This window comes from Streptomyces flavusporus (assembly GCF_046267975.1).
Lineage (GTDB): Bacteria > Actinomycetota > Actinomycetes > Streptomycetales > Streptomycetaceae > Streptomyces > Streptomyces flavusporus.
Genome location: NZ_CP176503.1, coordinates 6,356,514 through 6,378,748, shown reverse-complemented (window position 1 = coordinate 6,378,748; position 22,235 = coordinate 6,356,514). Strand labels below are relative to the sequence as shown.

The following is a 22,235-nucleotide window of genomic DNA, read 5'->3' as shown; positions in this document are numbered from 1 at the left end:
AACGTCGACGGAAGCGGATTTCATCCCTCCGCAACAGTTCACATACGAACGCGCAGCGAGTAGAACCGTGTCGTCTGGACCGCGTTCTGATTGTCGTCGCTGGCCAGGAGGACGTTCAGGCGGCCCTTGGTGCGGCCGGTGATCGTCATGGACTCGATGTTGTCGAGGAGCGGGTTCGGCTGGGGCTGCTTGGCGGTGGCGCCGAGGTCGGGACAGTCGGCGATGTCAGCCAGCAACGTCTTCTTGATCAGTCGTACGCCGTCCTGTCCCGTCAGGTTGTCGATCCCGCTGGTGTCCGTGGCGTGGCGCGGGTCGGCGAGGTACAGGCGGACGGTGTTGCCCACGCCGACGGTGAAGCCGCGCTCCAGGACGAGCAGACGGCCGTCAGGGGTCGCGGTGACCTCGGGGACGCCGAGGCCGCTGTCGGCGCGGTAGGCGTACTGGGCGCCGAGCGCAAAGCTGCCGTGGTGACGCTTCCAGGTCTGGAGGCGGACGATGCCCGCACTGTCACCGGAGAGCGCGTACTCCATGGAGGCGATGAGCGTACGGCCGCCGGGCAGCATCGTCAGCCCCTCGAAGGTGCCGTTGCCGACGGCCCGCCCGGCCGGGGCGACCCGGAGCGCGTCCGGGACGGGGAGCCGGTCGAGGATCCGGCCGTCGCGGGAGTGGCGGCGTATGGACGGCTCGGTCTCGGAGGAGACGAGGTACGTACCGATGGGGGTCCCCCCGCTCGAGCGAAGCCGAGAGTGGGGGAGGTCGACGACCAGCCCCTCGGCGTCGAGCGCGGCACCGCTCTCGTCGGCGAGCTGGACGACGCCCTCCGGCTGGAGGGTCCTGCCGTTCAGGGCGAACAGCGAGGAGCGGTCGGAGAGGGCGGCGAGGTCGCCGTTCCGGTCCACGGCGAGCGCGGAGAAGTTGCCGACGAAGGTGCCCTCGTACGTCGTCTTGTCGAGGGCGTCGGAGAAGCCGGCGATGGAGACGGAGGGTGAACAGGCGTGACTTTCCTGCGCGTTGGCCGGTCCGACGGCGGTCGGGCAGGTGGCCGCCGCCAGGCCGGCGGTGACGGTGGCGAGTACGGTTCGCAGGCGCATGGCGGCCACCGTAGGGCGGATTGGTGACGGGGTGGGGACCGTCTCATGAAGAGAAAGGTCGCCGCTGTGGCCGCACGCCTTCCAGGAGGCGGGCCGCAGCCCTCAGGCCCGGGCCGATCCGGTGAGGTTGCCCAGCAGAATGCCCTTCACCAGGCGGAGCTTCGCCAGCTGAGCGTGCCGTACCTGCCGTTCCCGGGCCAGCGAGGTGAGACGTTCGGTGAAGGCCTTCTGCGCCTCCCTGCCGGGCACGTCCACTTCCACGTCCAGCAGGCGGGCCGGACTCACGAGACTCAGGCCGCCGGTGGACCGCGCCACCGTGTGAATGCGTTCCTGGGCCTCAGGCAGCATCAGCCACGCGGCAAGGTAGTCGGCGGCCAGCCGACCGGCGTCGGGCCTGATGCGGAGGACGCTCTGGCTGTACGTCGCCTGCCCTCGCTCTCCCCGCCATACGGCGGCGCGGAACGTCCGCCCCGTCGCGTCCGCCGCGGCGAACAGGACGTCCCCGGGGAGCAGGGCCGCTTCCTGACGTCCCTGGAGCCGTGCGGGTTCGGCCGCGGCAGACCCGCTCCCGGGCGTCCCGAGTGCGCCTCCGGCCAGATCGGCGGGCCGGAGAACCGGCACGCCGGAGCGGCCCTCCCGGCCGACGGCGGCTCCGGGCCGTACCGATGCGACCACCTCACGCAGCGGACACCGCCGGGCCCGGTCCGCTCCCCCGGGCTCGATCGCCGTGAGCAGTGCGAGCAGCTCGTCGAGGTCCAGCTTGGCGAGCTCGCCCTCGACCTCCTTCTCGGCGTCGATCAGCGAGCGGACGACGTCGACGACCGTGTCCCGGTCGGGCTCCGCGCCCGTGCTGTCCGCCATCACCTCCCACGCACTTCGCCGGGACCAGGGATAGCTGGGGACCGCGCCGCCTTCCGCCGTCCCCTTCAGCTGCTGCTCGATCTCCCGGAAGGAGAGCCCGTACTTCTGCCACCAGTTCTCGTAGGCGCGCATGAGTTCCTGGCGCCGGTTCCGTACTAGGTCGTCGAGCTTGCTCCGCAGAGCCTGCCGGAGGATGTCCAGAACCGCCCGGCGCTCTTCGTGACCTGCGGCCAGTGCGGTACGGGCCTGTACGAGGCGAGCCGGCGCGCTCGCCTCAAGGCGCTTGACCGCAGCGCCGGCCACCGTACGCTCGCGCCTCACCCGAGCCAGTTCCGTCAGCCGCTCCGCGTGCGCGGCGGCCACCTCGTCGGCGGGAGAATCGCCGCTCCCCTGCTCGTCTCCCCGCGTGCCGAGGTCCTCGTCGTCATCGGCCAGCCGGGCCCTGAGGTCCTGCCAGCGCGCGTCCGCCGCGGCCTTCCGCGCGTCCGCCACCGCCAGTTCCTCCAGGAAGTCCGGGACGAGGGCGGCGACCAGTCTGTTCCGGTACGCCTCGCGTCGCTCCACGGCGGTCGGCCGGCGCTCCTTGCCGGTGCCCGGGTCGAGCACCGGCGCGAGCCGCGTCTCGATGTCCGCGACCCAGCCGTCGAGCACGCCCGCGAACCCTCTCTCGGACAGCGCCAGCAGGTCGTATCTGGCCTCGTGCCACCACTCGGCCACCGCGCCCGCGAGCACGGGCCGGTCGAGGAGCCCGACCCCGCCAAGGCGTTGCGCGAAGGACTCGACCAACCACTCCCGAGCCGCCCACAGCGCGGTCCTCGCCTGTGACGGCGGCACGCCTGTCGGCTCCTCGGCGGCCGTGGCGACCGCCTCCAGGTGCTGTGCCTCCGTGTCCCACCACTCGGTGAAGGCCGCCCCCAGCTGCTCCTCGCGGGGGCGGGCCAGATCCGCGAACCGGGCCGCGTCCGGCCGCCGCGCCTGTGGCGGGAAGTCCAGGTACCGCGGATCCGCGGGCAGACGCTCTTCGAAGAGATCGGTCGGCGCCACGCCGTACGCGTCGAGCAGTTCCTTCCTCGCCTCGATCTCGGCGCGCGGCACACCGCCCACCAGATGCGCCCGCACGTCCTGCGGCTCCGACGGCGGTGTGTTGTCCACATAGCGGCGGACGTTGAGGTTGTCGTCGTTGCGCCGCAGTTCGTCACGGCCGACCACGCGCGAGAAGCCGGATATCTCCGCGAACGCATGGAAGACGGACGTGATCTTCTCGGCGTGCTCGGGCCGCAGCACGTTCTGGGCGCGCTCCGCGTGGAATTCGCGGTCGGCGTTGATGAAGAGGACCTTGCCCGCCCGCGCCGGATCCTTCTTGCCAGGCGGGCGCAGCACCAGGACGCAGGCGGGGATCCCGGTGCCGTAGAAGAGGTTCGGCGCGAGGCCGATGACCGCCTCGATGGTGTCGTCGTCCAGCAGCCTGGTACGGATCGCCTGTTCCCGGCCCCCGCGGAACAGCACACCGTGCGGCATGACCGTGACGACCGTGCCGCCCCGGCCCTCCCGCTTGGTCTCCCACAGCATGTGCTGGAGGAACATCAGGTCGGCCTTGCCGCGCTCGCCCGCCACCCCGTAGGCCGCGCGCTCCTCGGGGTACGCGAGATCGGCCAACGCGTAGTCCATGGCGAACGGCGGGTTGCTGAGCACTCCGTCGAACCGGTCCGCGTCCGATGCCGGCACATGCGCCGGTGCGCTGAGCGTGTCCCCGGCGCGCAGGTCGAAGCGGCGTGCCCCGTGCAGGACCAGGTTCACCGTCGCCGTCGCCAGGGAGCCGCTGTTGGCGTCCTGGCCCGCGAGGAACAGCTCCGAGGTGTCGCCGCCGTGCTCCTCCACGTACTCCTTGGCGGCGATGAGCATGCCGCCCGAGCCGACGCACGGGTCGTAGATCCGCATGCCCGGCTGGGGGCCGAGCAGGTCCACCATCATGCGGACCACCGCGCGCGGGGTGTAGAACTCACCGCCCGCGCGGCCCTGCGAGTCCGCGAACCCCTTGACCAGGTACTCGTAGGCGGCGCCGATCAGGTCGGGGAACTCGAAGTCCTGGGTGGTCAGCCGGACCCGGCCGAAGTGCGCGATGAGCGCCTTCAGCCGCTGGTCGGCACGTTCGGTCAAGGACAGGCCGTATCCGCCGCCGATTCGGAGAAAGTTGAGGTGGCTGAAAAGCCCCTGGAGCTGGGGATGCCGGCCTTCCAGCGCCCGGAGTGCCGGATGCAGCCGACTCTCGGCGATGTCGTGCGTGGCCGAGGCCAGCTCCGGCCAGCGGGCCTGCTCCGGTACGAAGAGCACGCCTCTTTCGCGGTACGCGGATTCCTGTTCGAGGAAGTCGGTGAGCTTCTCGCCGGTCGGGCCCAGCTCCCGGGCCTCGTGCTCCTTGATCGCCTCACGCGCCGCCTCGAACTCGTCGTTGGCCCCTTTCAGGAACAGCAGGGCGACGATGTAGTCCTTGTACTCCGAGGCGTCCATCGCCCCCCGGACGATGTCCGCGGCTGCGAAGAGATGCCGCTGCAACTGCGCGAGAGTGAGCTTGGCCACGAACCGCCCCCTATGACCTGCAGTGGTGTCAGTACTCGGTGATGCCGAGCCCGCGTTCCACGAACTCGTGGACATCGGTGTACGGGTCCCGTTTGACTAGGGCCACGTGGTCGCCATGCTGCGCGTTCATCTGCAGGACGCGCTTCCTGGCGTCGGCATAGCGTCCGGTGACCTGGTGCGGCAGCACCAGCTTGGGGTTGGCCCCGTCCTTCGGATCCCTGGCGAAAGGCAGTCTCGCCGCGACCTGCCCGCACACCCCGCCGAACGTGCCGGTGACCGGCTTGTGGTGCAGCAGACGCCAGACCTCGAAACAGGGATGGGAGAAGGCGACCTTCACATCCCCCTCGCGGGCCTGCTTGAGCGCGGTTTCGATGCCCTCGTGCTCGTCCCGGTCGAAGAGGCACCAGACCTGCGGCAGGTACTCCGCCCCCAGACCGCTGCGTTTGGCCTGCCGCCGTTCATCGTCCATCAGCTTGACCGCCGCCTCGACCAGCTTGAGCGGTTTGCGCTGGGAACCAGGGGCGGAGGCGTTGGCGATCCGCACCTCGACGGTGGTCGCGTACTCCTTGATGATCTCGATGTAGGAGGGTTCCGTGACCAGGCCCTCGGTGAAGACATGAACGACCCTCTTGCGCCGTCCATGCTGCTTCGCGGGGCCCAGCGAGTCCTTCCCCTTCTTCGGCTTCCCCATCAGCTCCGCCCCGCCTCGGGCCCGTCCTGCTCCCGGCCGACGAGCAGCCGTCGGGCGATCTGGCCCTCGAGAAGAGACGGGACCGCACCGAAGGCCCCCGCCAGATACGACTTCATCAGGTCCTCTTCCCTCCCCGGGGACGCGGCGGTCAGGGGATAGAGCTCACTCGCCCCGTCCGCGTCCTTCTCCGTGAGCCATACCTGGCCAGGTTCGAGCAGCCGGCCGCCGCTGGGGGTGGTGAGCACGGTCGGGTCGTGCGAGGTGAAGACCAGCTGGGCGCCGTTCGGATTGGCGTGCGGGTCGTGGAAGAGCCGGACGACCTCGGCGGCGAAGCGGGGGTGCAGACTGGCGTCCAGTTCGTCGACGAGCAGCACGGCACCCTCGTCGAGCGCCAGGAGCAGCGGGCCCAGGAGGGCGAACCAGGAGCGGGTGCCGAGCGACTCGGCCTGCCAGTCGAGCGCGGTCTCGCCCGCGGCCGAACGGTGCACGAGCTTGACGGTCGAACGGCCTCTGCCGTCCTCGACCACCTCGCTTCCGGTGATGCCGAGGTCTGCCACGCGCAGGAGTTCCTCGATGCGGCGGGCGCGGGCTCCGGAGAGTTCCTGCCGGGTGAACGCCTCGCGTTGGTCCCGATCGACCTCCGGATCGATCAGCCACAGGTTGCGGCGAAACCACTGGAAGAGAGGCGACAGCTGCGGGTGATTGTCCGTACCCGCGGTGGAGAGCAACAGGGCATTGGGGCGGGTGCGCCGTTCGAGCTGTGTGCGGTCCTTGACCCGGTTCCCCGGCCAGTCGTACACCTTCGCACGGGAGGCATCCCGGTCCAGCCAGACCTGCCGGTGACCGCGCGGGTAACTGTGCAGCCATTCGGCTTCGACGCGGCTGCTGCCCAGCTCGAATCCGTACGTCCAGCGGACCTCTTCCAGGACGAGGTCCACTTCGAAGAAGCTCGGCTCCTCACTCCCCTTGGGGTCGAGCGCGAAGAAGGAGCGCGGAATGCCGTCGTACGAAGCCCAGCGGGCATAGGAGTCGAGCACCGCGCTCCGCATGTCGACGAGCGCCGCGAGCACGTTCGACTTGCCTGAGGCGTTCGCGCCGAAGATCCCGATCAGCGGGAAGACACCCAGCGACCGGCCACCCGCAAGATGCACGGGGCGGGTGGGAAACGGCTCCTCATCCTCGGGCGCCACGAAGGACAGCTCCTGCTCGTCACGCAGGGACCGCACATTCGCGACACGGAACCTCAGCAGCACGCTGTCCTCCTCTCCTGCCTCAGCGTAGTCGCCGGGACTGACACCGCCCCTCGGCGGCGGTCCTGACCTCGGCGAACATACCCGCTGTCGCCGGTCCCGCGTGGCCGAACGAGTGATCCTGATGCGCCTGGCCGACCGCCGCCTTGCACAAGCCGTTGCCCGCTCCTTGCACACCCCTTGGCTTTTTCACAGCCGACCGCCAGGTACGGCACAGCGCGCACCCACCCCCGGTTTGCACGATGCGCGGGTGACATCAGCCACCGATCCACACCCCCACACCGAGAACGTGTCCGCCGAGTCCGCCGGCTGGCCGCCTCCGGCCCCGCCCGCGGCGCCCCGGACAAGGCACCCCGCTGGTCGCTCCCCGCGCTGATCGCGATCCTGGTCCTGGCGGCCGTCCTCTACTCCTGGAACCTCTCCGGCTCCAGCCTCAACAGCTTCTACAGTGCGGCCGTGCTGAGCGGTACGCAGAGCTGGAAGGCGTGGTTCTTCGGCTCGCTGGACGCCGGCAACTTCCTCACCGTCGACAAGCCGCCGCTCGCGCTGATGGTCATGGGCCTGTCGTGCCGAGTCTTCGGCTACGGCACCTGGCAGATGATGGCGCCGATGATCGCGGCGGCCCTCGGCACGATCTGGATCCTGCACTCCTCCGTGAAGCGGGTCTGGGGCCATGCAGCGGCGGCCGTCGCCGCGCTGGTCCTGGCCCTGACCCCGATCACGGTCGCCATCAACCGGGACAACAACCCCGACACGTTGCTCGTGCTGCTGATGGTCGCCGGGGCCGCACTGGCCCTGCGGGCCACGCGGGACGGCAGGCTGCTGCCGCTGCTCGGCTCCGCGGCCTGCTTCGGACTCGCCTTCAACACGAAGATGCTCCAGGGCTACATCGCCCTGCCGGCCGTCTTCGCCGTCTACCTGTACGCGGCCAGGCCGAAGCTGATGAAGCGGATCGTCAACTTGGCTGTCGCGGCCGTGGTGTTGGCGATCTCCAGCTTCTGGTGGGCGGCCGCGGTGTCGCTGGTGCCCGCGTCCGAGAGGCCGTACATCGGCGGCTCCACGGACGGCACCGCCTGGGACCTGATCATGGGCTACAACGGCCTCGGCCGGATCTTCGGCGGCGAGGGCAACGGCGGAGGCGGTGGTGGCGGAGGCTTCTCCGGTACGGCGGGAATCGGCCGTCTCTTCAACGACATCCTCGGCGGCCAGATCTCCTGGCTGATCCCCTTCGCCGCGATCGCCTGCATCGGCGGCCTGGTGCTGTGCTGCCGCGCCCCGCGCACCGACATGACGCGCGCCGCGCTGGTGATGTGGGGCGGCTGGACCGCGCTGCACTATCTGACCTTCGCGATGGCCGAGGGCACCATGCACCCGTACTACACGACCGCGCTCGCGCCCGGCATCGCGGCGCTGTGCGGAGGCGGCGGACTCATGCTGCTGCGCGCCTTCCGCACGGACAAGCGGTGGGTGTGGGTGCTGCCGGCCGGTCTGGCGGTCACCGGTATCTAGACCGTCGTACTGCTGCGCCGGGCCTCCGACTGGAACACCTGACTGTGGCCCGCCATCGCGGTGGTCATGGCGCTGGCGATCGTCGGCCTGTTCGTCTTCCGGTCCGGCAACCGTGTGCGGCTGCTGGCCGCGTCCGTGGCGGCGGCGATCGTCGCGGCGGTGGCCGGCCCGGCGGCATACGCCTGGTCGGTGCCGTCCGGTTCGGGCGGCGGCATGGGCGGTACGAATCCGACGGCCGGTCCGTCGACGGGCAGCGGCTTCGGCGGCGGGGAGATGCCGGGCGGGGCTCAGCAGAGCGGGCAGAACGGTCAAGCGGCCGGGGGCTTCCCCGACGGGGGCATGCCCAGCGGGGCGCCGAGTAGCGGTACGTCCGGCGGTGGGCAGCAGGACGGCGCCCAGGGCAGCGGCTTCCCGGGCGGCGGCCAGAACGGCGAGTTGCCCGGCGGCAACGCCGATGCGGGCGGCACCCCTCCGAGCGGCACCTCCCGGAACGGCGGCCCCGGTGGCGGCGGCATGGGCGGCGGCGTAAGCACGGAGCTCATCTCGTACCTCAAGAAGCACCAGGACGGCGCCACTTGGCTGCTCGCCGTCTCCAGCTCGCAGAGCGCGGCCGAGCTCATCGTCAGCAGCGGTGAGCCCGTGATCTCCATGTGGGGCTGGTCCGGCTCCGACAAGGCGATGCCCCTCGCCAAGCTCAAGGAGCTGGTGCAGAAGGGCGAGTTGCACTACATCCAGATCGGCAGCGGAGGCATGGGCGGCGGCCCCGGCGGCAGCTCCAGCCTCTCCACCGAGGTCACGGAGTGGGTGCAGAAGAACGGCACGGCGGTGAAGGAGAGCGAGTACAGCAAGAGCTCGACTTCCGACTCCGCGTCGGGCACCGGCAGTACACCCACCGAGTCGTCGATCTACCGCCTGGATCCGTCGGACGTCGGCTGACGATCCGGCTCCAACGGCCCCTGCCTTTCCGGTCAGGGGCCGTTTTCGCGTGTCAACTCGCGCAGACAAGGGGCGATTTGCCGACCCCGGTCACCGAATGGACACACAGAGTCCATTTACACCGCCGCATGTCCATGCCACTCTCGCGATTGCCGCCTCCATTCAACCCGCGTAGATGGGACCCCCCTTATGCTGGCGACACGCATGCGCCGCTGGAAGTCGGTGGCGCTGGCCACGGCCGCCGTCCTGGCCGGCCTCAGCGTCCCCGCTCTCACCGCGCCCCCCGCCGCGGCCGCGACCACGGCATACGACGACACGTACTACCAGGACGCGATCGGCAAGACGGGCACGGCGCTGAAGGACTCGCTCCACACGATCATCAGCAACCAGACGAAGCTCTCGTACTCGGCGGTCTGGAACGCCCTGAAGGTCACCGACCAGGACCCGAACAACAGCAGCAACGTGATCCTGCTGTACTCGGGCATCTCCCGCAGCAAGTCGCTGAACGGCGGCAGCACCGGCAACTGGAACCGCGAGCACGTGTGGGCCCAGTCCCACGGCGACTTCGGCACCTCCGCCGGCCCCGGCACCGACCTACACCATCTGCGCCCCGAGGACGTGCAGCTCAACAGCATCCGCGGCAACAAGGACTTCGACAACGGCGGCAGCGCGGTGAGCAACGGCGGCGGCAGCCTGACCGACTCCAACTCCTTCGAGCCCCGCGACGCCGTCAAGGGCGACGTGGCCCGCATGATCCTCTACATGGCCGTCCGCTACGAGGGCACCGACAGCTGGCCCGACCTGGAGCCCAACGACTCCGTCAGCAACGGCAGCGTCCCCTACCACGGCCGCCTCTCGGTCCTGAAGCAGTGGAACGACGAGGACCCGCCGAGCGCGTTCGAGGAGCGCCGCAACGAGGTCATTTACGACTCGTACCAAGGCAACCGCAACCCGTTCATCGACCACCCGGAGTGGGTCGAGGCGATCTGGTAGTTCCGGCCCTTTTCGGCAGACGGACTGAACTCCCGGCGCCGCCCCTTGGTTCCGGGAGTTCACGTCATGGCCTGCTCCTCCCATGGGGAGACGTGTGATTCCGGATCTCGACGTTGTAGTCCGACACGCGCGAGTAGTCGCCGATCGCAGCAGCCTCCGCGCGTTGCCGGGCCAGCGCCGCGCACACTCCGCAGCCGGGGCTCGGCTTCGGCCACGGCGTCGGCACCGGAAGGTTGACGGGTGGGCTCATTGCCGTCGTCATGCCATCCCCGCCGCAGAAAGTCGGTGCCCACCCGGTCCGAACGCCGCAGCGAGTACGGCAGGATCGGTGAGCCGACCAGTCCCATCAGGCCGCCAGAGCCACCACCGGCCGGCCACCTGCTGCCCGGTCGGCGGACAGTGCAGTGACCAGCCCGCGGGTTGCACCGTCACCTGCCGCACACCAGCCAGCTCCCCGGCGCCACCCGTCGGCACCAGCCACCACGCCCGGTCGAGCTCCGGGTCGGCGAGCACGGGCCCGCGCTGCTCCTCGCGAATGCGTACAGCGGCGGCCATGCCCGTGACGAGACGCGACTCGGCGACGAGCCAGCTCTCACCAGAAGCCAGCGTTGCGAGGTCGTCGGTTTGCCAAGCCTGTCGGACGAGGTCCGGGTGCGCGGAGCACTGGGCGAGCCACGCGTCCCCGGCCACGTACCGCTGCGCGAGCTGCATGGGGTGGTCCATGACCAGCACGGTATGCAGAGGGATTGCGCGCCTGCGCGCCGATTGCGCGCGATTGCTCGCGTGGTCGGCCGCCTTGCGACGGATTGCCTACATGGGGTCCAGAGCGGTCAGGGACGCCATGGCCCTGCCGATCAGCAGGCGGGCCCTCGATCCGTACTCCGCGGACTCGGCGAGCCAGTCCCAGGCCCGCTCGTACAGCTCAATGTCCTCGTTGCCGGTGAGCCACAGTTCTTCGCTGATCGTCTCGACGATCACCAACCTGCGGTCGTAGATCCAGAAGGCGTGTGGTGCTGTACGGCGCAGTTGCGCGCCGAAGGGCAGGATGCCGAGCTCGATGCGCCGCCGGCCGACGAGGTTGTACAGCCGGTCGAGCTGCTCGGTCATGACGTCCGCAGGACAGGGGCGGTGGTACAGGGCAGCCTCGCAGACGAGGAACCGGAACGTCTTCTCCGGGTCGTACAGCGCCTCTTGCCGCCGCATGCGAGCCTCGACAGCGGCCTCGGTCGTCGGTGGGATGCCGCGGAAGTCGGCGTTGGCGTCGAAGATGACGCGCGCGTACTCCGGCGTCTGGAACAACCCTGGGACACGGGAGACCTTGAGGCCGCGGATCACCTTGGTGGCCTCGGTCTGCCGGACGGCGATCTCCTGACGGCCGCGGTGCCCGCAGGCCAGTTGGCGCCGCCACGAGCGGTGCCGCTGCTTCATGTCCAGCCCGGCGAGCAGTCCATGCAGTTCCGGCTCTACGTCCGGCCGACCGATCGCCCGCGCCCACGCGGTGAGGTCGTCGCGGGTCGGGGTCTGCTTGCCGTTCTGCAGACGGGAGACCTTCGAGGTCTGCCAGCCCAGAATGGCGGCCAGGTCTTTGCCGTCCAGACCGGCCTCGGCGCGCAGTTCACGCAGACGCGCGCCCAGGGCTTCCCGGGCCGTCTGGAAATCCGTCGTCACACGATGGAACGTACCCGCCTGGCGAACTCCTCGGTACGGACAGCATGGTGCCAAGCCGCATCGCGGACCTGGCAGGCGGCGAGAACCTCCGCGGGATCCTCGGTGACGTACACGCCGAGCGTGGTGTCGTCCTCGTCGAACGCGAACCGAGCGACGGTCTTGGAGTCGAACAGCCAGAAGTCGTAGTCGGGCAACCGCAGCCGCTCGGCGTCCGCGCGGGTGAGGTTGCGGATGTCCTCGCCGGCGGCGACGTTGCTCGGTGCGCTCGCGAGAAGGAACGCCTGCCCCTGGGTGGGTGGTTCGTCAACGATGCGAACCCGCTCGAACCGCTTGCCCTGCGCGGTTTGGGTGCGGACGTTCTCCCGCCACGGGTTGTCGGGGGCCTGGGCGATGCCCTCCCCGGCGAGGAACCGCGTCCACTTCACGCTCTTGCGGTCGGAGGCGTATCCGCGGCGGGTCTCCAATCGCCAGGCGGTATGGCGGAACTCGCGGAACAGGTGCGAGATCGAGGCGAACGGCTGCAGTGCCGGTGACTCGGTCCTCGGCGCACAGCGCGTGAGCAGGCTGCGCGGGACGCGTACGAACGTCTCGGTCGGCTTGACGTCTCGCAGGTGCACGAGGTGCTCGGGGTCAGTCTCCCGTTCGCCCTGCACGAGGATCTCGTCGGTGCCCTCGATCTCGCACAAGGTCGGGCAGTCTCCATCGTCGCTGGTCGTGCCGAGGAACCTGAGCGCCATGTCGCCTCCGATGTCCGGTGGTTGGAGATCCAGGATGTGCGCGGAGGCGCGGATACGCCTCGGGATTGCGGCAGATTGCGCATCTGGGGGCGGGCCTGGTGATTGCGCGCAAGGCGCCCCATAGGGGGCGTCAGGCCTCGAAGTCGTACTCCAGGATGTACGCGGACGAGTCCAGCGCCATCTCGTTGACCTCGACGGCGACCCCTTCCTCATCGAAGGCGGTCCGTACGACGAGCATCACCGGCACCCCGGCGGGAAGAGCCAACCGGTCCGCCTCCTCGGCGCTGGGCATACGTGACCGGATTTCCTCACGAAAACGAACCGGCTTGCGCCCCAGGTCCTCAAGCCTCGCGTACGTACCACCGGGTCCCGTGTCCGGCTGCGTGATCGGCGTACCGGCTACGAGTTCGGCCGCCAGGTAGGACGTGGAAAGAAGCACCGGTTTGCCGTCGAGCACGAACCGACGGCGGCGTACACAGACCCGGGCCCCGTCCGGCAGATCCAGCATCCCCGCGACCACGGCCGGGGCCTCCTCCTCGGCCACCTCGACCGAGTCGACGACGAGATCGCGGCCTTCGGCGTCGGCCTCCCAAATGGACCGGCCCGAGCCCCACTGTGAGTGGGAAAGACGCTCGATTCCCCGTCGGCGGATCGGCTTGAAGTCCCGCACGAAGACCCCGGCGCCCTTGCGCGCCTCGACAATGCCCTGCGCCTGCAGGACGCCCAGAGCCTGCCGTGCCGTCATACGGGCCACGCCGTGCGCGGCCATGAGGTCGTTCTCGCCGGGCAGCCGCTCACCCGGGCCATACTCTCCGGCTTCGATGGCTGCCCGCAGCTCCGCCGCGATGCGCTGGTACTTGGGCTGACGCTCTGTGTTGCGGCCGCTCATCAGGTCTCTCCTCTGATCATCTCTAGACATCCTAGGTACCGCGGGTCACACCCACCCAGCCATTCGGCGGCTCCGTTCGGGCAACTTCGTACACATCTCTAGAGATGTGTTGCGAAGGGGTGACGACGGGCGCTTCACTGGAGCCTCGTCTCTAGAGATGTCACCCACTCCGTCGGAGGTCTCATGTCGGCACACGCCGCCCCGGAACAACCGGCCACGCCGGACGTCTCAGAAGTCGCCTGGCAGTTGCCCCACGGTCCCCGCAGCGCCCGACGCGCCCGCGAACTGCTCCGCACCCAGCTGGTCGAGTGGAAGATCGGCGGCGAAGTCGCCCACACCGCCGAGCTGTTGCTCTCGGAGTTGGTCACCAACTCCGTCCTGCATGCACGGCGGCCGACGGGCCGCGAGATCGGCTTACGCCTCGCCCGCTACGAAGGGCGCCTGCGTGTGGAGGTCGCCGACGCGAACCCCGCCCAGCCCGTGCCACGGCAGGCCGCCACCGAAGACGAACACGGCCGCGGTCTGGCCCTCGTCCAGGCCCTGGCCGGCCGCTGGGGCTGCTGCCCACGCGCGTACGGCATCGGGAAGGCGACGTGGGCAGAGCTGTCATTGCCGAAGTGAGCCTGGCACATCGACGGTCCCGCCGACCTGCCGTCCATTGAGTGAGGTGCCCTCAGCCGAGATCGGCGTGAGGCGATCCGGTGGACGCAGGGCTGCGTACGGCTCGCCCGGAGCCGCGTCTGGCGCCGGTGCGCGGCCCGTGCGCCCCGCGCACCGGCGCCTGCCCCACCGGGAAGATCACCTCGCCGGGCTTCGGGTTCGCTCCAAGAGGTGGTGTGGGCGACAAACCCGGGCAAGCCGACCCGTCTCGCCAGGAGCATGGCAGTGCCTCGGCAACTCCGCCGGGGCGCACCGGAGTTCTCGAGGAGTGCCATGAAGCTTCGTTCCTGGTCCGTCGCCGCCGCCCTCGCCCTGACCGCCCTCGTCCTGCCGGCCCACGGTGCCGGCGCAGCCGAAGCCGCCGCCCCGCCCGCCTGCCCGGACGGGTCGGTGTGCTTCTGGAGCGGCGAGGGCTTCCGCGGCAGCTACTGGGAGTGGACCGCGCGCAGCGGCTATCGCGACATGCCGCCCAGCCTGCACGACCACGTCGGCTCGGCCGTCGCGAGCACCCGCGCCTGCTTCGTCAACTGGAGCCCGGTCGAGAAGCGCGACGTCTTCAACGGCGACTGGCGCTCGCGCTACCTCGGCGACTTCGGCGGACGTATCGACGGGGTCGGTCCGGGCGCCTGTTAGTTCAGCCCAGGTGCGTCGGTGCGAACATCCGCAGCACCGCCGGGAGGACGACCACCGACGGTCCGGGTGACGCCAGCGCCTTCGCCAGGTCCTGCTCCAGCGTCTCGGGGGTCGTCCGTACCCCCGGGACGCCGAAGGACTCCGCGAGGGCCACGTAGTCCGGTCGGGTCAGTTCCGTCGCCGTGGCCTGGCCGAAGGCGTCCGTCATGTACTCGCGCAGGATGCCGTAGCCGCCGTCGTCGACGATCAGCCAGGTGACGTTCAGGTCGTACTGGCGGGCCGTCGCCAGCTCGGCGATCGAGTAGAGCGCGCCGCCGTCGCCCGACACCGCCAGCACCGGGCGGGTGGAGTCGGCGGCGGCCGCGCCCAGGGCCGCCGGGAAGCCGTAGCCGAGGCCGCCCGCGCCTTGGGCGGAGTGCATCGTGTTGGGGGCCTTGGGGTCGAAGGCCGACCAGGCCCAGTACGCCAATATCGTCATGTCCCAGAAGGACGGCGACTGCGGCGGGAGCGCCCGGCGGACCGACGCCAACACGTCCTGTTCCAGGGTGAGTTCCTGGGCGGCGATGCGCTCACCCACACGGGACAGCAGGTCCCGTACCCGCTCCGGGGCCGTCTCGTCCTCCCGCACCGAGACCGTCTCCAGCAGCGCCTGCAGAGCGAGGCGCGCGTCCGCGTGGATGCCGAGTGCCGGGTGGTTGGACTCCAGCTTCCCTAGGTCCGCCTCGATCTGGATGACCCGGCCGCGGGGCTTGAACGTGTGGTAGTTGGAGGACAGTTCACCGAGGCCCGAGCCGACCACCAGGAGTACGTCCGCGTCCTCCAGGAAGTCCGTGGTGTACCGGTCCTCGATCCAGGACTGGAGCGACAGCGGGTGCGTCCAGGGGAACGCGCCCTTACCGCCGGGGGTCGTGACGACCGGTGCCTGGAGCCTCTCCGCCAGCTCCTTCAGCTTGCCCGAGGCGTCCGCCCGTACCACTCCCCCACCCGCGATGATCGCCGGACGTTGCGCACGGGACAGCAGGTCGGCGGCCACAGCGGTCAGTTCGGGGCGCGGGGACAGCTCCTCGGGGAAGGCGTCGCCGCCCGTCACCACCGGGATCGCCGTCTCGGCCAGCAGTACGTCCTGCGGGATCTCCACCCACACCGGCCCGTGCGGGACCGTCAGCGCCGACTTCCAGGCCGCCTCGATGGCGGACGGGATCTGCGACTGGGTGCGAACGGTGTGGACGGACTTCACCACGCCCCGGAACGAGGCCGCCTGGTCGGGCAGTTCGTGCAGATAGCCATGCCGGCCGCCGCCCAGCCCCGCCGTCGGGATCTGGCTGCTGATCGCCAGCACGGGGGCCGAGGCAGCCGCCGCCTCCTGGAGCGCGGCCAGCGAGGTCAGCGCCCCCGGACCCGTCGACAGCAGCAGCGGTGCCGCCTCACCCGTGATGCGGCCGTACGCGTCCGCCGCGAACCCGGCGTTGTTCTCCACCCGCAGACCGATGTACCGCAGATCCGAGCGGCGCAGCGCGTCGAACATGCCCAGCGCGTGCTGGCCGGGCAGGCCGAAGACGGTCGTCGCGCCGAGCCCGGCAAGCGTCTCCACGACCAGGTCTCCGCCGTTGCGGCCGGAAGGAGGGTTGAGGGCCGCCTCCGTCTGTGCGGCGGTCGGGCGGAGCACCAGGTCGTGGTCGTGAGTCACTTCTCGCGAGCCTCAGCAATCTGACGGGACATGATCGTGGTCAGTTCGTACGCCGTGTGGGAGGCGGCCACCGACGTGATTTCCGCGTGGTCGTAGGCGGGGGCCACCTCGACGACATCCGCCGAGACCAGGTTGCAGGATGCCAGCCCGCGCAGGATCTCGAGGAGTTCGCGGGAGGTCATGCCGCCGGCCTCGGGGGTGCCGGTACCGGGCGCGTGCGCCGGGTCGAGGCAGTCGATGTCGATGGAGATGTACAGCGGGCGGTCACCGATGCGCTGGCGCAGCTGGTCGGCGATCTCGTCGACGCCGCGCCGCATCACATCCGCCGACGTGACGATGCCGAAGCCCATCTTGGCGTCGTCGTTCAGGTCCTGCTTGCCGTACAGCGGGCCGCGCGTACCGACGTGCGACAGCGCCGACGTGTCGAGGATGCCCTCCTCCACGGCACGCCGGAAGGGAGTCCCGTGCGTGTACTCGGCGCCGAAGTACGTGTCCCAGGTGTCGAGGTGGGCGTCGAAGTGCAGCAGGGCGACGGGGCCGTGCTTCTTCGCCACCGAGCGCAGCAGCGGCAGCGCGATGGTGTGGTCTCCGCCGAGGGTCATCAGACGCGCCCCCGTCCCCAGCAACTCGTCCGCCGCCGCCTCGACGGTCTCCACGGCCTCGTTGATGTTGAACGGGTTGACGGCGATGTCGCCGCCGTCGGCGACCTGCGCGAGGGCGAACGGGGAGGCGTCCTGCGCCGGGTTGTAGGGGCGCAGCAGCCGGGACGCCTCGCGGATCGCGTTGCCGCCGAAGCGGGCGCCCGGCCGGTAGGAGACGCCCGAGTCGAACGGCACGCCGACCACGGCGACGTCGGCGCGGCCGACCTCGTCGAGGCGCGGCAGCCGGGCGAAGGTCGCGGGACCGGCGTACCGCGGGATGCGGGACGAGTCGACGGGGCCGCGGGGCGTCTCGTTGCTGCTCATCGGGAACTGCCTTCTTTCTTACGCTTCGTCGCGTATGTACTGCTTGCCATACGACTCTACTGGTGGGCCGGGAGCGGCTCGGCCACGGGTTCGGGTGCCCGCCCGGCCAGTCGCTCGCGCCAGGCGGCGAGGACGGCCTCGTCGGTGGCGGGAGTTGCCAGGGAGACGATCAGGTATGCGGCCAGCGAGGACAGCAGGCCGTAGTAGACGGGCTCGTTGGCGAGGATGCCGTACGTCGCCATCAGCACGATCACCGCGAGGCCGCCGACCGCGACCGAGGCGAGGGCGCCCTGGGCGGTGCCGCGCTTCCACAGCAGCCCGCCGAGGATCGGCACGAGCAGCCCGCCGACGAGCAGGTTGTACGCCACCGTCAGCGCCTCGACGACGTCATTGAGCACGATCGCCGTGCCGATCACGGCGAGGCCCATGAGGAGGATGAAGGCGCGGTTGCCCTTGACCTCGTCGTGCTCGCCGTTCGGCCGGACGATGCCCCGCAGCCGCGACCAGATGTCGTTGTTGGCGACGGTGGCGCAGGCGATGAGGGCGCCGGAGGACGTCGACATCACGGCGGCGAGCGCGGCGGCCAGCACCAGCCCGCGCACGCCGACGGGGAGTTCGTCCTTGACGATGGTGGCGAAGGCGTCGTCGGCGCTGGCCAGGTTGGGGTAGAGGACCTTGGCCGCGGTGCCGATGACGGCGCCGGCCAGGGCGTACACCAGGCAGTACGTGCCGGCCACCGTGCCGCCCCACTTGGCCGTCGTGTCGCTGCGCGCGGTGAAGACGCGCTGCCAGATGTCCTGCCCGATGAGCATGCCGAACGTGTAGATCAGCACGTAGGTGAAGATCGTCTCGCCGCCGATGCCCAGCGGGTCGAAGTACTCCGTGGGCAGCTGCGCCTTCATCTCGCTGAAGCCGCCGGCCTTGACGACCGCGATGGGCAGCAGGAGCAGCAGGACGCCGATCGTCTTGACCACGAACTGCACCATGTCGGTCAGCGTGATCGACCACATGCCGCCGAGCGTGGAGTACGCGACGACGATCGAGCCGCCCAGGATGATCGCGAGGGTGCGGTTGATGTCGAAGAGGACGTCGAAGATCGTGGCGTACGCGATGGTCGACGTCACCGCGAGCATGAGGGTGTACGCCCACATGACCACGCCCGAGATCACACCGGCCCGGCCGCCGTATCTGAGATCCAGCATCTCGGAGACGGTGTAGACCTTCAGGCGGGCGATACGGGCGGAGAAGAAGATGCTCAGCGCGAGCAGGCCGAGGCCGATGGTGAACACCATCCACGCGCCGGACAGCCCGTACTGGTAGCCGAGCCCGACGCCGCCGATGGTGGACGCGCCGCCGAGGACGATCGCCGCCATGGTGCCGGAGTACATGGACGGGCCGAGGCGGCGGCCCGCGACCAGGAACTCGCTCTTCGACTTGGCGCGGCGCATGCCCCACCAGCCCATGGCCAGCATGCCGGCCAGATAGACGACGATCACGATGTAGTCGACGGCCATGGGGGCCTCCTTCACGCGCTCTCGGTGGCGTGTCGTGCAGATGGGATGTGCGGTGGCTCCTCGCGGGGACATCCGCCCGTACCCGCGGCCACTGGTCCGGACCGACACTAGGTGGCCGGAAAGCGACTGCGAAGTGTACGTTTCATCCATCCGGACCGAACGGAATGGAGGGAACGCACATCATGCCGGACCCAGCGGTTCCCCCCACGCCACCCGTGCCCCTCGCTTCACTCCTGGCCCGCGAGGACCTGGCTCTGCGCCAGATCGCCGGCCCGTCCGGTCCCGGCATCGTCATCCACTGGGCGCACACCTCGGAGATGTCGGACCCGTATCCCTACCTCCTGGGCGGCGAGCTCCTGCTCACGGCCGGCGTGCACATCCCGGAGGCGGCGGGCTCGGATGGGGGTGCCCCCGGTCGAGCGAATTCGAGACTGGGGGAGTACTTCGACGACTACGTCTCCCGGATCGTCGCGGCGGGCGGCGCGGCGCTCGGCTTCGGTGTGGCGCCCGTGCACGACACGGTGCCGCGGGCGCTGGTCGCGGCCTGCGAGGCATACGAGCTGCCGCTGCTTGAGGTCCCGCCGCAGACCACCTTCTCCGGCGTGGCCCGCGCGGTCTGGCAGCTGATGGCCCAGGCCCGGCTCGCCGAACTGCGCCGCGTCACGGAGGCCCAGCAGAGCCTGGCCGCGGCGGCGTCCCGCCCGGACCCGGTGTCGTCGGTACTGCGACAGCTGGCCCAGCGGATCGGCGGGTGGGCGGTGCTGTACGGGCCGGAGGGGTCCCGGATCGCCGAGGCGGGCCGGGCTCCGGAGGTCGGGGTGAGCGGGGCGCTGGCGGAGCTGGCGGCGGTGGTACGTCCGGACGGCATGCGCGCGACGCCGGGCGAGGCGCCGGGAAGCCCGCAGGCAACGGCAGCCGGCCGCCCGGCCCCGGCCCGCACCACGTCCCCGGCCACCACGACCAGCCGCACCACCACCCCGGCCACCACAACCAGCCGCACCACCACCCCAGCCACCACAACCAGCCGCGCCACCCCCACCTCGGCCACCGACACCGTCGCCGGCACCCACCTCGCCGCCTACGCCCTCGGTGCCGGCGAGGGTTTCGTCCTCGGCGTCGCCGCACCGCACCGCGAACCCGGCGCTCACGCCATCGCCTCGGTCGCCGCCGTGCTGCTCTCCCTCCTCACCGGCGAGCAGCAGAGCGGTATGGGAGCGGCCAGGTCGTCGGCGCTCGTACGGCTGCTGCTGGGCGCCGAGCCGGAGGCGGTCGCGCCGCTGCTCGGCGGGGAGCGGTGGCTGGTCGTGCACGCCCGGCCGGACGCGCACGCCCCCGACCAGGTGGCCGCCTCCGCGCTGGGCGCGGCGCTGGGTTCGCCGCTGGTCGACCTGGCCAGGGACGTCGTACGGATCCTGCTGCCGACGGACCGTGAACCCGCCCCGCACCCCGGCTGGACCCTCGGCGTCAGCGCCCCCGTCGCCCCGCACGACTGGCCCGCCGCCGACGCCCAGGCCGCCCGCGCCCTGGCCCGCGCCCACGCCACCCGCGCTGCCCTCGCCCGCCACGACACCCGCCCCGGCCTGACGGGCCTGGTCCCCCCGGCCGAGGCAGAAGCCCACGCCCGTACCCTTCTCGCCCCCATCACCGCCGCTCCAGCCCTGACCGAGACGCTGCGCAGCTGGCTGTCCCTGCACGGCAGTTGGGACCGCACGGCGGTGGCCCTGTCGGTGCACCGCAACACCGTGCGGCAGCGCATCGCCCGGTGCGCGGCGCTGTTGGAGGCAGACCTGGACGATCCGGACGTACGGATGGAGCTGTGGTTCGCGCTGCGGCAGGTGTGAACTGCGGTAAGTGACCCACGTCCCAGCGTGCGGGACGTCGGGGACTGGCACAGGGACGTGCCTCACAATGGGAGCCATGCCGATACCCGGGACACCCAGCCGCGCCGAGCTCGTCGAGCACCTTGTGAAGACCCGTATCGCGGGCGACGTCGCCACCCCGCGTGAGAACAACCTCTCCCACTACCGCCAACTGTCGAACGGCGTCCGCAACTTCTGGCTCGGCCTGGAGCTCGGCGACCGCTGGACCGACGAGCAGGACGTGCTCGCGGTGATGGCCGAGCGGGTCGGCGTGAACGACGACCCCGAGTACCGGTACGGCCAGGACACCATCGACCCCGAGCTCACCGTGGCCGCCCTGGAACGGCTCGCGGCGCGGCTGCGCAAGGCGGCGGACAGCAAGCAGCGGGTGCTGTTCGCCACCGGCCACCCCGGCGGCCTGCTCGACGTGCACCGCGCCACGGCCGCCGCACTGCGCACCGCCGGCTGCGAGATCGTGGTGATCCCGGACGGGCTGCAGACGGACGAGGGCTACGTCATGCAGTTCGCGGACGTGGCGATGCTGGAGCACGGCGCGACCCTGTGGCACACCCACTCGGGTGAGCCGATGAAGGCCATCCTCACCGCCATGGAACGCGACGGCCGCGCCCTGCCCGACCTGGTCGTCGCCGACCACGGCTGGGCGGGCTACGCGGGCCAACACGGCATCGACTCGGTCGGCTACGCCGACAGCAACGATCCGGCGCTGTTCCTCGCGGAGGCGGAGGGGGCCGTCCAGGTGACGGTCCCCCTCGACGACCATGTGGTCAGCCCCCGGTACTACGACCCGATGACGGCGTATCTGCTGTCGGAGGCGGGGCTTACCTAGCCCTCGGTGCCCGCACGACCCCTTCCTGGATCACCGTGATGGCGAGGCGGCCGTCCTGGGTGTAGATGCGGGCCTGGCCGAGGCCCCGGCCGCCGTACGCCGACGGGGACTCCTGGTCGTACAGGAGCCACTCGTCGGCGCGGAACGGGCGGTGGAACCACATCGCGTGGTCCAGTGAGGCCCCGACCACATCACCGACGGCCCAGCCGCCGCGGCCGTGCGCGAGCAACACGGAGTCGAGGAGCGTCATGTCGGAGACGTACGTGGCGAGCACGATGTGCAGGAGGGGGTCGTCGGCGAGCTTGCCGTTGGTGCGGAACCAGACCTGGGAGTGCGGCTCGCGCGGCTCGCCGAACTGCCCGTACGGCGGCTCGTCGACATAGCGCAGGTCGACGGCGGCGCGCGCCTCGAGGAACTTCTCGACCACCTGCGGGTCGATGTGGCCGTACCCGCTCAGCCGGTCCTCGGAGGTGGGGAGCGTGACGGGGTCGGGGGCCGGGGGCATCGGGGCCTGGTGCTCGAAGCCTTCCTCGTACTTCTGGAAGGACGCGGACAGGGCGAAGATCGGCTGCCCGTGCTGGATCGCGACGACCCGGCGGGTGGTGAAGGAGCGACCGTCGTTCATGCGGTCGACGGTGTAGACGATGGGCGCGCCGGGGTCGCCGGTGCGCAGGAAGTACGCGTGCAGGGAGTGCGGGGGCCGGTCCTCGGGGACCGTACGTCCGGCGGCGACGAGCGCCTGGGCCGCGACCTGTCCGCCGAAGACGCGCGGGACGACGGCGGACCGGGACTGGCCGCGAAAGATGTTCTCCTCGATCTGCTCCAGGTCGAGCAGATCGAGGAGAGACTGAAGTGCCTGGTTCATGGC

17 protein-coding genes and 1 pseudogene are annotated in these 22,235 nt (G+C 70.6%); 6 read left to right on the top strand and 12 right to left on the bottom strand.

Annotated elements, in window-relative coordinates; translation table 11 throughout:
- Nucleotides 1–38 precede the first annotated feature (38 nt).
- From ACKTSN_RS30175 to ACKTSN_RS30160, 4 genes are all read right to left on the bottom strand, one after another.
- Nucleotides 39–1,091 (bottom strand): esterase-like activity of phytase family protein, encoded by a 1,053-nt coding sequence (locus ACKTSN_RS30175; protein WP_409471989.1) that lies wholly within the window; start codon nt 1,089–1,091, stop codon nt 39–41.
- Between the two features lie 102 nt (nt 1,092–1,193).
- Nucleotides 1,194–4,529 carry an N-6 DNA methylase gene (locus tag ACKTSN_RS30170; protein WP_409471988.1) on the bottom strand — a complete coding sequence of 1,112 codons (3,336 nt, stop codon included), beginning with the start codon at nt 4,527–4,529 and terminating at the stop codon, nt 1,194–1,196.
- 28 nt (nt 4,530–4,557) lie between these two features.
- Nucleotides 4,558–5,220, bottom strand: a complete 663-nt coding sequence (locus tag ACKTSN_RS30165; protein WP_409471987.1) for an RloB family protein — start codon at nt 5,218–5,220, stop codon at nt 4,558–4,560.
- On the bottom strand, nt 5,220–6,473 hold the full coding sequence (locus ACKTSN_RS30160; protein WP_409471986.1) for an AAA family ATPase: 1,254 nt from the start codon (nt 6,471–6,473) through the stop codon (nt 5,220–5,222). The genes ACKTSN_RS30165 and ACKTSN_RS30160 overlap by 1 nt, the downstream gene beginning before the upstream one ends.
- 247 nt (nt 6,474–6,720) lie before the next feature.
- Here ACKTSN_RS30160 and ACKTSN_RS30155 point away from each other — a divergent pair.
- A pseudogene (locus ACKTSN_RS30155) lies at nt 6,721–8,915 on the top strand (ArnT family glycosyltransferase).
- Nucleotides 8,916–9,104: 189 nt separating this feature from the next.
- Nucleotides 9,105–9,908, top strand: coding sequence for an endonuclease I family protein (locus tag ACKTSN_RS30150; protein WP_409471985.1), 804 nt, complete (start codon nt 9,105–9,107; stop codon nt 9,906–9,908).
- Nucleotides 9,909–10,166: 258 nt separating this feature from the next.
- On the opposite strand, the gene ACKTSN_RS30145 is transcribed toward ACKTSN_RS30150, so the two are convergent.
- The 4 genes from ACKTSN_RS30145 to ACKTSN_RS30130 all read right to left on the bottom strand — a co-directional run bounded on the left by ACKTSN_RS30145 (nt 10,167) and on the right by ACKTSN_RS30130 (nt 13,202).
- Nucleotides 10,167–10,631, bottom strand: a complete 465-nt coding sequence (locus ACKTSN_RS30145; protein ID WP_409471984.1) for a hypothetical protein — start codon at nt 10,629–10,631, stop codon at nt 10,167–10,169.
- Nucleotides 10,632–10,718: 87 nt separating this feature from the next.
- The gene (locus ACKTSN_RS30140) at nt 10,719–11,576 is read right to left on the bottom strand and encodes a helix-turn-helix domain-containing protein (RefSeq protein ID WP_409471983.1); all 858 of its coding nucleotides are present in this window, start codon (nt 11,574–11,576) and stop codon (nt 10,719–10,721) included.
- Entirely contained in the window at nt 11,573–12,313 is a 741-nt protein-coding gene (locus ACKTSN_RS30135) for a DUF6879 family protein (RefSeq protein WP_409471982.1), read from the bottom strand. Before ACKTSN_RS30135 ends, ACKTSN_RS30140 begins: the two co-directional genes overlap by 4 nt.
- Before the next feature lie 130 nt (nt 12,314–12,443).
- Nucleotides 12,444–13,202: a GntR family transcriptional regulator gene (locus tag ACKTSN_RS30130; RefSeq protein ID WP_409471981.1), complete on the bottom strand. Its 759-nt coding sequence runs from the start codon at nt 13,200–13,202 to the stop codon at nt 12,444–12,446.
- Nucleotides 13,203–13,385: 183 nt separating this feature from the next.
- Between ACKTSN_RS30130 and ACKTSN_RS30125 the strand changes: the two genes are divergently transcribed.
- Both ACKTSN_RS30125 and ACKTSN_RS30120 read left to right on the top strand, forming a co-directional pair.
- A complete protein-coding gene (locus ACKTSN_RS30125; protein WP_409471980.1) occupies nt 13,386–13,823 on the top strand; it encodes an ATP-binding protein in 438 nt (145 codons plus the stop codon).
- A 312-nt stretch (nt 13,824–14,135) separates the two neighbouring features.
- Complete coding sequence (locus ACKTSN_RS30120; RefSeq protein ID WP_409471979.1) at nt 14,136–14,495, top strand: peptidase inhibitor family I36 protein; 360 nt, start codon at nt 14,136–14,138, stop codon at nt 14,493–14,495.
- A gap of 1 nt (nt 14,496) precedes the next feature.
- Here the strand turns inward: ACKTSN_RS30120 and ACKTSN_RS30115 are convergent, their stop codons facing one another.
- Genes ACKTSN_RS30115 through ACKTSN_RS30105 form a run of 3 tightly spaced genes read right to left on the bottom strand, consistent with a single transcriptional unit; the run spans nt 14,497 to nt 18,661 of the window.
- Nucleotides 14,497–16,182: a thiamine pyrophosphate-binding protein gene (locus ACKTSN_RS30115; RefSeq protein ID WP_409471978.1), complete on the bottom strand. Its 1,686-nt coding sequence runs from the start codon at nt 16,180–16,182 to the stop codon at nt 14,497–14,499.
- A complete protein-coding gene (gene speB / locus ACKTSN_RS30110) occupies nt 16,179–17,147 on the bottom strand; it encodes an agmatinase (protein ID WP_409471977.1) in 969 nt (322 codons plus the stop codon). Before speB ends, ACKTSN_RS30115 begins: the two co-directional genes overlap by 4 nt.
- Nucleotides 17,148–17,203: 56 nt before the next feature.
- Nucleotides 17,204–18,661, bottom strand: coding sequence for a sodium:solute symporter (locus ACKTSN_RS30105; RefSeq protein WP_409471976.1), 1,458 nt, complete (start codon nt 18,659–18,661; stop codon nt 17,204–17,206).
- Nucleotides 18,662–18,843: 182 nt separating this feature from the next.
- On the opposite strand from ACKTSN_RS30105, the gene ACKTSN_RS30100 reads away from it, so the two are divergent.
- Both ACKTSN_RS30100 and ACKTSN_RS30095 read left to right on the top strand, forming a co-directional pair.
- A complete protein-coding gene (locus tag ACKTSN_RS30100; RefSeq protein ID WP_409471975.1) occupies nt 18,844–20,502 on the top strand; it encodes a PucR family transcriptional regulator in 1,659 nt (552 codons plus the stop codon).
- 76 nt (nt 20,503–20,578) lie between these two features.
- Nucleotides 20,579–21,367 carry a phosphatase gene (locus ACKTSN_RS30095; protein ID WP_409471974.1) on the top strand — a complete coding sequence of 263 codons (789 nt, stop codon included), beginning with the start codon at nt 20,579–20,581 and terminating at the stop codon, nt 21,365–21,367.
- Here the strand turns inward: ACKTSN_RS30095 and ACKTSN_RS30090 are convergent.
- Complete coding sequence (locus ACKTSN_RS30090; RefSeq protein ID WP_409471973.1) at nt 21,360–22,232, bottom strand: acyl-CoA thioesterase; 873 nt, start codon at nt 22,230–22,232, stop codon at nt 21,360–21,362. The two genes, ACKTSN_RS30095 and ACKTSN_RS30090, sit on opposite strands and share 8 nt — an antisense overlap.
- Nucleotides 22,233–22,235 lie beyond the last annotated feature (3 nt).